The 5,854-nt window shown below is 59.5% G+C and carries 10 protein-coding genes; 4 read left to right on the plus strand and 6 right to left on the minus strand.

Annotated elements, in window-relative coordinates; translation table 11 throughout:
- Positions 1 to 191 precede the first annotated feature (191 nt).
- Together A8V01_RS25760 and A8V01_RS25765 are read left to right on the plus strand one after the other, a co-directional pair.
- Complete coding sequence (locus A8V01_RS25760; protein WP_021226795.1) at positions 192 to 494, plus strand: type II toxin-antitoxin system HigB family toxin; 303 nt, start codon at positions 192 to 194, stop codon at positions 492 to 494.
- 11 nt (positions 495 to 505) lie between these two features.
- Positions 506 to 871, plus strand: coding sequence for a helix-turn-helix domain-containing protein (locus A8V01_RS25765; RefSeq protein ID WP_037467945.1), 366 nt, complete (start codon positions 506 to 508; stop codon positions 869 to 871).
- Position 872: 1 nt separating this feature from the next.
- On the opposite strand, the gene A8V01_RS25770 is transcribed toward A8V01_RS25765, so the two are convergent.
- Both A8V01_RS25770 and A8V01_RS25775 read right to left on the minus strand, forming a co-directional pair.
- Entirely contained in the window at positions 873 to 1,316 is a 444-nt protein-coding gene (locus tag A8V01_RS25770) for a hypothetical protein (RefSeq protein ID WP_037467948.1), read from the minus strand.
- Positions 1,309 to 1,584 (minus strand): hypothetical protein, encoded by a 276-nt coding sequence (locus tag A8V01_RS25775; protein WP_037467949.1) that lies wholly within the window; start codon positions 1,582 to 1,584, stop codon positions 1,309 to 1,311. The genes A8V01_RS25770 and A8V01_RS25775 overlap by 8 nt, the downstream gene beginning before the upstream one ends.
- Before the next feature lie 146 nt (positions 1,585 to 1,730).
- On the opposite strand from A8V01_RS25775, the gene mobQ reads away from it, so the two are divergent.
- Positions 1,731 to 2,963 (plus strand): MobQ family relaxase, encoded by a 1,233-nt coding sequence (gene mobQ, locus A8V01_RS25780; RefSeq protein ID WP_231568057.1) that lies wholly within the window; start codon positions 1,731 to 1,733, stop codon positions 2,961 to 2,963.
- A gap of 2 nt (positions 2,964 to 2,965) precedes the next feature.
- Positions 2,966 to 3,154, plus strand: a complete 189-nt coding sequence (locus tag A8V01_RS25785) for a hypothetical protein (RefSeq protein WP_103099109.1) — start codon at positions 2,966 to 2,968, stop codon at positions 3,152 to 3,154.
- Here the strand turns inward: A8V01_RS25785 and A8V01_RS25790 are convergent.
- The 4 genes from A8V01_RS25790 to A8V01_RS25805 all read right to left on the minus strand — a co-directional run bounded on the left by A8V01_RS25790 (position 3,117) and on the right by A8V01_RS25805 (position 5,322).
- A complete protein-coding gene (locus A8V01_RS25790) occupies positions 3,117 to 3,776 on the minus strand; it encodes a TetR/AcrR family transcriptional regulator (RefSeq protein WP_170066077.1) in 660 nt (219 codons plus the stop codon). The genes A8V01_RS25785 and A8V01_RS25790 overlap by 38 nt on opposite strands.
- A gap of 185 nt (positions 3,777 to 3,961) precedes the next feature.
- Positions 3,962 to 4,240: a hypothetical protein gene (locus tag A8V01_RS25795; RefSeq protein WP_037467942.1), complete on the minus strand. Its 279-nt coding sequence runs from the start codon at positions 4,238 to 4,240 to the stop codon at positions 3,962 to 3,964.
- A 3-nt stretch (positions 4,241 to 4,243) separates the two neighbouring features.
- Positions 4,244 to 4,642, minus strand: coding sequence for a hypothetical protein (locus A8V01_RS25800; protein WP_081570640.1), 399 nt, complete (start codon positions 4,640 to 4,642; stop codon positions 4,244 to 4,246).
- 35 nt (positions 4,643 to 4,677) lie between these two features.
- The gene (locus A8V01_RS25805) at positions 4,678 to 5,322 is read right to left on the minus strand and encodes a helix-turn-helix domain-containing protein (protein WP_062793240.1); all 645 of its coding nucleotides are present in this window, start codon (positions 5,320 to 5,322) and stop codon (positions 4,678 to 4,680) included.
- Positions 5,323 to 5,854 lie beyond the last annotated feature (532 nt).

Raw genomic sequence — 5,854 nt, forward strand, 5'->3', positions numbered from 1 at the left:
AGAGGGTGTAGAAGGCGATTTCCGGCTCGTAGAGCGCAGGGGAGCGGTTGGGGGCAGTCTTGTGCGATCCAAGGGCTTGGCGTGCCCTGACGGGCACCAGAAGGGAAACCGGACTGATGCCAGTTTCTACAGCTTCCCAATATGGGAATTAAGGGGTTGTTTCCCATAATGGGAAATGACATAGCCTGCTCATGAGGATCATCGCCCGCAAAAACATCGTAGCCTATTTCGCGACGCATCCCCTGACCCGTGCGTCATTGACACATTGGCTAGAGGTTGCAGAAAATGCGGACTGGTCTTCGACAATCGAAGTCATGGCCGATTTTTCAAAAGCAAAAACGGTGACGGCGGAACGGGTTAGATTTGAAGTGGCGGGCGGCGATCATAGAATGATCGTTGCGTTCCATTTCCGGCGAGGGATCGCTTTCATAAAGTTTATTGGGACACATGCTGAATATGACCGCATCGACGCCGCGACCGTCGATCAGTTTTGAAGGACAGGCAAATGGATATCAGACCTATCAGGAATGATGACGACCATCGGGCGGCGGTCGATGGAATCCGCGCTCTCTGGAGCGCGGAAGCGGGCAGCGCGGACGAGGATCGTCTCGATGTGCTGGCAACCCTGGTCGATGAATATGAGCGGAAGCGGTGGCCGGTCGACAAGCTGGACCCGGTGGAAGCGATTGAAGCGGCCATGGAGGCGGAAGGGCGCACCCGCGCCGATCTGGCGTCCCTGATCGGGCAATCGCGCGCGACCGAGGTTCTGGCCCGCAAGCGGGGGCTGACCCTCCACATGATCCGCAAAATCGAACGGGCATGGCATGTCCCTGCATCGATCCTTGTCCGCGAATATCAATTATCGCGCTAAATCAGGGCTGCTGCTCGTAGAGGGGCACCCACTTTCCTTTGCACGTCTGGGCTTTGGCGTCCCATTTGGCGGTGCATCCGTATAGCTGGCGCTCGATCTTGGGTTCCTGCGCCCAGCGATAGGCGAGGGCCGCGGCGAAGATCAGTCCCAGCCCGATGAGGGCGGCGGTGATCCATTCCTTCAGGCGATCCCACCAGACCCCTGCGCTGACCCGCTGAAGTTCCCCAGCGGCCCGGTGGAGGGCATTGACCCCCACGCCTGCCTGTGCGGTCCATTCGGCGCGCTGGTGGGCGTCCTGCTCGATCTTCTGGGCCAGTGCGGCGACCTGCTGGGCGACCCCTTCGGCCCCGGCCTTGCGCATGGCGTCGAGCAGGGTGCGATAGTCTGCGCCGGGATCGGAGGGAGGGGGAGCATCAAACTCGGCAGGGTCGAAGGGATCAGGCATCGGCGGGGCCACCCTTGAAGGTCCAGCCCTCGAACGTCTTCCGGTCCTGATCGCGGCTGATCCGGCTCATCAGGTCATTGAGGTGGGATTCCCATGCGGGGTCTTTCATGGCGGCATCGAGGAGCAAACCGCCAAGGATGATCTTGCGGCGGGCATCGGCCTTGCGGTTCAGGGTAGCGGCGCGGGCTTCCAATGCCTGCAACCGGGCCTTGGCCTGCTGGACCTTGCGACGGGCGGTTTCGATAGCCTCTGGCGTTGGAGCAGCCATGGTCAATCCTTTCGCTGTGCGATACTGATAGCACCGGACCCGACCGAGCGAAAGAGAGGAAGGGCGCACTTATGCAAACTTGCGTTTGCGTGCGTCAGGGGATACCCCTGAACCCCAGCGGGCTGTCGCCCGCGCCATGCTCCCGCATGGCTAGCAAGGGCGCGGCGATGGCGAGTTTCCATCTTGCGGTGAAGACGATAGGCCGTTCCGCCGGTCGCAGCGCGACGGCAGCGGCAGCCTATCGTGCGGGTGTAGAAATCACGGACGAGCGCACCGGCCTCGTCCACGATTACACCCGCAAGCAGGGCGTCGAACATAACGCCCTTGTCGTGCCCGCCGACGCCCCGGCGTGGGCCAGTGACCGGGCCGTGCTCTGGAACGCCGCCGAGCAGGCAGAGACGCGCAAGAACTCGACCGTCGCCCGCGAATATGAAATCGCACTGCCCGCCGAGTTGTCGGCCGAGGCGCGGCGCGAGCTTGCGCTGGGCCTCGCACGGGAGATCAGCGAGCGGCATGGGGTGGCGGTGGACGTGGCGATCCACGCACCAGGTCGCGAGGGCGACCATCGCAACCACCACGCCCATCTGCTGACGACGACGCGGCGGATCGGCCCGGAAGGGCTGGGCGCGAAGACCCGCGAACTGGACCAGAAGACGAGCGGGGAGATCGAGCGCTGGCGTGGCCGGTGGGCCGAGATGCAGAATGCGGCGCTGGAACGGGCGAACGTCCCGGAGCGGGTGGACCATCGCAGCCACCAGCGGCGCGGAATCGAGCAGGAGGCGACCGTGCATATGGGGCCGAGCGCGACGGCGATGGAACGCCGTGCCGAGCATCAGGCCATGCGGGAGGGGCGGGCCTATGAGCCGGTAACGATGGTGGGCCAGCACAACGCCGGCGTCATCGAGCAGCGGGGCCTGCGCCAGTATATCGAGCGGGGGACCGAGTGGCTGCGCGATGCAGGGCTGCGGATATCGGGCAGGCTGCATGCGTTCGCCGCCACCTTGAGCGGCGCGGTCGATCGCGATCGGCGCGATGCAGCCGAGGCGCAGCGTCAGGAGCGGCTTGTCGCCGAGCGCACCCGTGAGCAGGCACAGGAACGCCAGCAGGCGCAGGACCGTGAGAAGGTGGCGGAGAAGTTCAGGACCATTGCCGGGAAGCGCGAGGCGGGCGGCCATGGCTATGGCGACCATAATAGCGACTGGAAGGCGACCCCGGAGGCACTCCGCAAGGCGGTGGATGCCTATAACGGAGCGAACCAGCACACGAAGGATCTCTACATCGAGCGGATCCAGCGCGAACCCCAGATGGCGCGCGCGGTGGGCCAGTTGCTCCATGAGCGCGAGCTGGTCCTGCAACGTGATCGTGGCATGAGCCGATGAGGATGACGGAAAACCCTGAAATCGGGGTTTTCGTGCATATTCCCAATCCGGCAGGGTTTTTCGTGCAGCCAGATCGCGGCGGCGGCGCGGTCGTGAGTGTGCCGGTCAGCCATGCGCGGATTCATGTGATTCCTGACAAGGAATTCATCCATCCTAAGGACGGCCACCATGCGTTGCGCTCTCGCGCATAGCAAACAAGGACAGGATGTTATGCAAAAAGGCTTCCCGTTGCTGGGCAGTATCGATGCCTGGGAGGGATACGGTTCGAGTCAGCAAGGGCATGGCAACCGCTCCGACAAGAATGGAATGATATATGTCGGCGTTGCATCCCGGCGGCAATACGCCTTCGGCTTCGGCCTCCTTGAGCAGAGGCATCACGAGGCCACGATGGACAGACCAGATTTGCTCGATCACATAAGTTCGACGCTCGCCGACCTCGGATATTTGATCGATGAAAAAACGACCAAGGTCTGGTTGATCAAGACTGATACCGACAAAGCCTTCAATCATCAGGCACAGTCGATCGCGTACCGGCAAGTCGGTCTGCTCGTCCATTGCCTGCCATCGCTTCAACGTACATGAAACATTATCTACTATAGCGCGCCACAACCCCATTTTCCCATCGTATCGACGCACGATGAGAGACGAATCTACGCCGGCTACTTTGGCGATCTTGCGGAGATCGGTTCCCGCCCAACCATATTTTGCGAACGCCGAAAGCGCCGCTTTTAGGATTTGCTCAGGATCAGGCCCCTCGTCCTGTCGAGGGCGACCCCGCTTCCGCTTAAGATCGGCAGGAGCATGTGACATCATCAGCTTCACCTTAAATCAACATTTGTTGATTTAAGGTGAAGCGTGCTTCAGCGCAAGCGTGCTCCCCGGTTTTTCGATGCCCTCGACCGGGCCTGATATAGATTCTGGCAGAATGGTCAGAAATGCCGCCTAAACAGTCCCAAAATGGACGAGGAACAGGCGTTTTGCGACAGGTTCCATTAGGATCAGCGCCCTTCATCCCTTGCGCGGACGATGGCACTAAATTCTGAAATTACCTGCTGCACGTTGCCGTCATCGCACACGTTAAGCGAGTGGTGGACTGAAACGGCCTGATCGGTTCGCATTTCCAGCCAAGTAATTCGGGCTGTGTTCGGCGCGGGATGGGTCTGCTCTAGCGCGATCTGTTCACTATATCCCGCGATCACATCGTTGATGGCCTCCAGCGCGACCTCATAGGCAATGGCCTGCTTTTGGGACCATAAAGGGCCGGTTGGAGCATCCATGGTTTATTCCTCGCCGCTAGGGCTGTCGCCCTGGCGGCTGAACAGGCGCGACCAGAAACCGCGCTGTGGAGTAGGTTGAGGGGCAGCGCGCTGATCGGTCAGGGCAAGCCGTTGCGCCTGTTCTCGCCAAGCGTTCCGTTCTTCACGCAGTTCCGCAACCTGCTCACGCAACAGCCTGTTTTCAGCCTGTAAACCGGGGGTGTCACTACCTGTTATATCGGGCTGTAAAGGTTGCTGCACCTCATTTACAGGGGGCCATACGCGGAACAGTTCGACAGGCTCAATCCGCCACTCGCCATTATCTGATTTTTGTCCAGAAACACGGCCTGTCTTGATTGCTTTCATGAGCGTTTGGCGGGTGACACCGACCTTTTCCGACGCTTCTCTTAGGGTGATACTCATAGTGTCACTCGCTGTTAAGTTGTCCTGTATAGTATCTATATACCGGTTGCATCATCATCGGGCGATGTATCGGATGCACGGAGTTTGTTACCTAGGCCCGTGACTAGCTGGGAGAGTTCCTCCTGCATCGCTGGGTCAGGTTCCGGCTGTTGGGTGGCAGGCAAGTCTGGTTCCATACCGTCAAGGAATGGCTGCGCTGGCGGGGGAGTGCCGGGGCCGCTTGGTAATTGGCGCTCATCTCGGAATAATGATGGCAAACGGCGGAGCGGCGCCTGTTGGCCCAGTTCCTCAAAGTCAGGTTGTTCCGCTTCCGATATGATGACCGCAGCACTGAACAGCGAGTAGCGCAGGCCGTCACGCTTACCCGACCATGCTACCCGATCATTGATGATGTGGGCATTTACGGTGCCATTTTCCCCAATCTGACGTATCTCTATCCAACGATCCTCGGCTAAAACATCCACGGCGCGTTGAACTGTGCGACGGCTGCATTTCATCAATGCTGCCAAGGTCTTTTGACTTACGACAACAGCATTATGCTCACCAACTCGTGCGGTTAGGATGTGCATTAGCTGGGCAGCTTTAGGGGCTTTCTCGATCAGACTAGCCCATGCTTCATGGGCTGCCCGCTCTGTTTGAACCCAGTGGCCTGGTGGTTGTCGCTTCACCAACTCGGACATTTTCAAAACCCTCCGCAGATGGCGCAGGGGTGCGCCATCCTTGTCCAATAATTTGACACGGATGGCGGTTTATTCGACCCATTTCAAGTCAATAAATTGGACATAGAGTGTAAATAGATTGCCAAGGATGGCGCAGGGGTGCGTCATAGCTGGTGACGCAGGGGTGCGTCATAGCTGGTGACGCACCCCCCCCTGCTAACTCGTTGATTTTGTTATGTGTTTTTTCCGCCCCTTCTATGTAATCTAAAGGGGGTGCAAGCGCGGACTTAAGCGCTGGCGAAGCAACCCCTTTAGAGCAGAACAAAAAGTGAACAATGAGTACCGCTAGTCGCGGCACGCGTTGGGTGTACTCGGATAGGAATCCTACTCCTTCCACGTTGTGCAAGGCTGCAAGGCCCCAATTGGCTATCAGAGGGTGTAGAAGGCGATTTCCGGCTCGTAGAGCGCAGGGGAGCGGTTGGGGGCAGTCTTGTGCGATCCAAGGGCTTGGCGTGCCCTGACGGGCACCAGAAGGGAAACCGGACTGATGCCA

The sequence above is a fragment of the Novosphingobium guangzhouense genome (assembly GCF_002896965.1).
Taxonomy (GTDB): domain Bacteria; phylum Pseudomonadota; class Alphaproteobacteria; order Sphingomonadales; family Sphingomonadaceae; genus Novosphingobium; species Novosphingobium guangzhouense.

Bases quoted from the DNA above. Each gene is read 5' to 3' on its own strand.
- A8V01_RS25760 (WP_021226795.1), top strand. From the start codon at position 192: ATGAGGATCATCGCCCGCAAAAACATCGTAGCCTATTTCGCGACGCAT.
- A8V01_RS25765 (WP_037467945.1), top strand. From the start codon at position 506: ATGGATATCAGACCTATCAGGAATGATGACGACCATCGGGCGGCGGTC.
- A8V01_RS25770 (WP_037467948.1), bottom strand. From the start codon at position 1,316: ATGCCTGATCCCTTCGACCCTGCCGAGTTTGATGCTCCCCCTCCCTCC.
- A8V01_RS25775 (WP_037467949.1), bottom strand. From the start codon at position 1,584: ATGGCTGCTCCAACGCCAGAGGCTATCGAAACCGCCCGTCGCAAGGTC.
- mobQ (WP_231568057.1), top strand. From the start codon at position 1,731: ATGGCTAGCAAGGGCGCGGCGATGGCGAGTTTCCATCTTGCGGTGAAG.
- A8V01_RS25785 (WP_103099109.1), top strand. From the start codon at position 2,966: ATGACGGAAAACCCTGAAATCGGGGTTTTCGTGCATATTCCCAATCCG.
- A8V01_RS25790 (WP_170066077.1), bottom strand. From the start codon at position 3,776: ATGATGTCACATGCTCCTGCCGATCTTAAGCGGAAGCGGGGTCGCCCT.
- A8V01_RS25795 (WP_037467942.1), bottom strand. From the start codon at position 4,240: ATGGATGCTCCAACCGGCCCTTTATGGTCCCAAAAGCAGGCCATTGCC.
- A8V01_RS25800 (WP_081570640.1), bottom strand. From the start codon at position 4,642: ATGAGTATCACCCTAAGAGAAGCGTCGGAAAAGGTCGGTGTCACCCGC.
- A8V01_RS25805 (WP_062793240.1), bottom strand. From the start codon at position 5,322: ATGTCCGAGTTGGTGAAGCGACAACCACCAGGCCACTGGGTTCAAACA.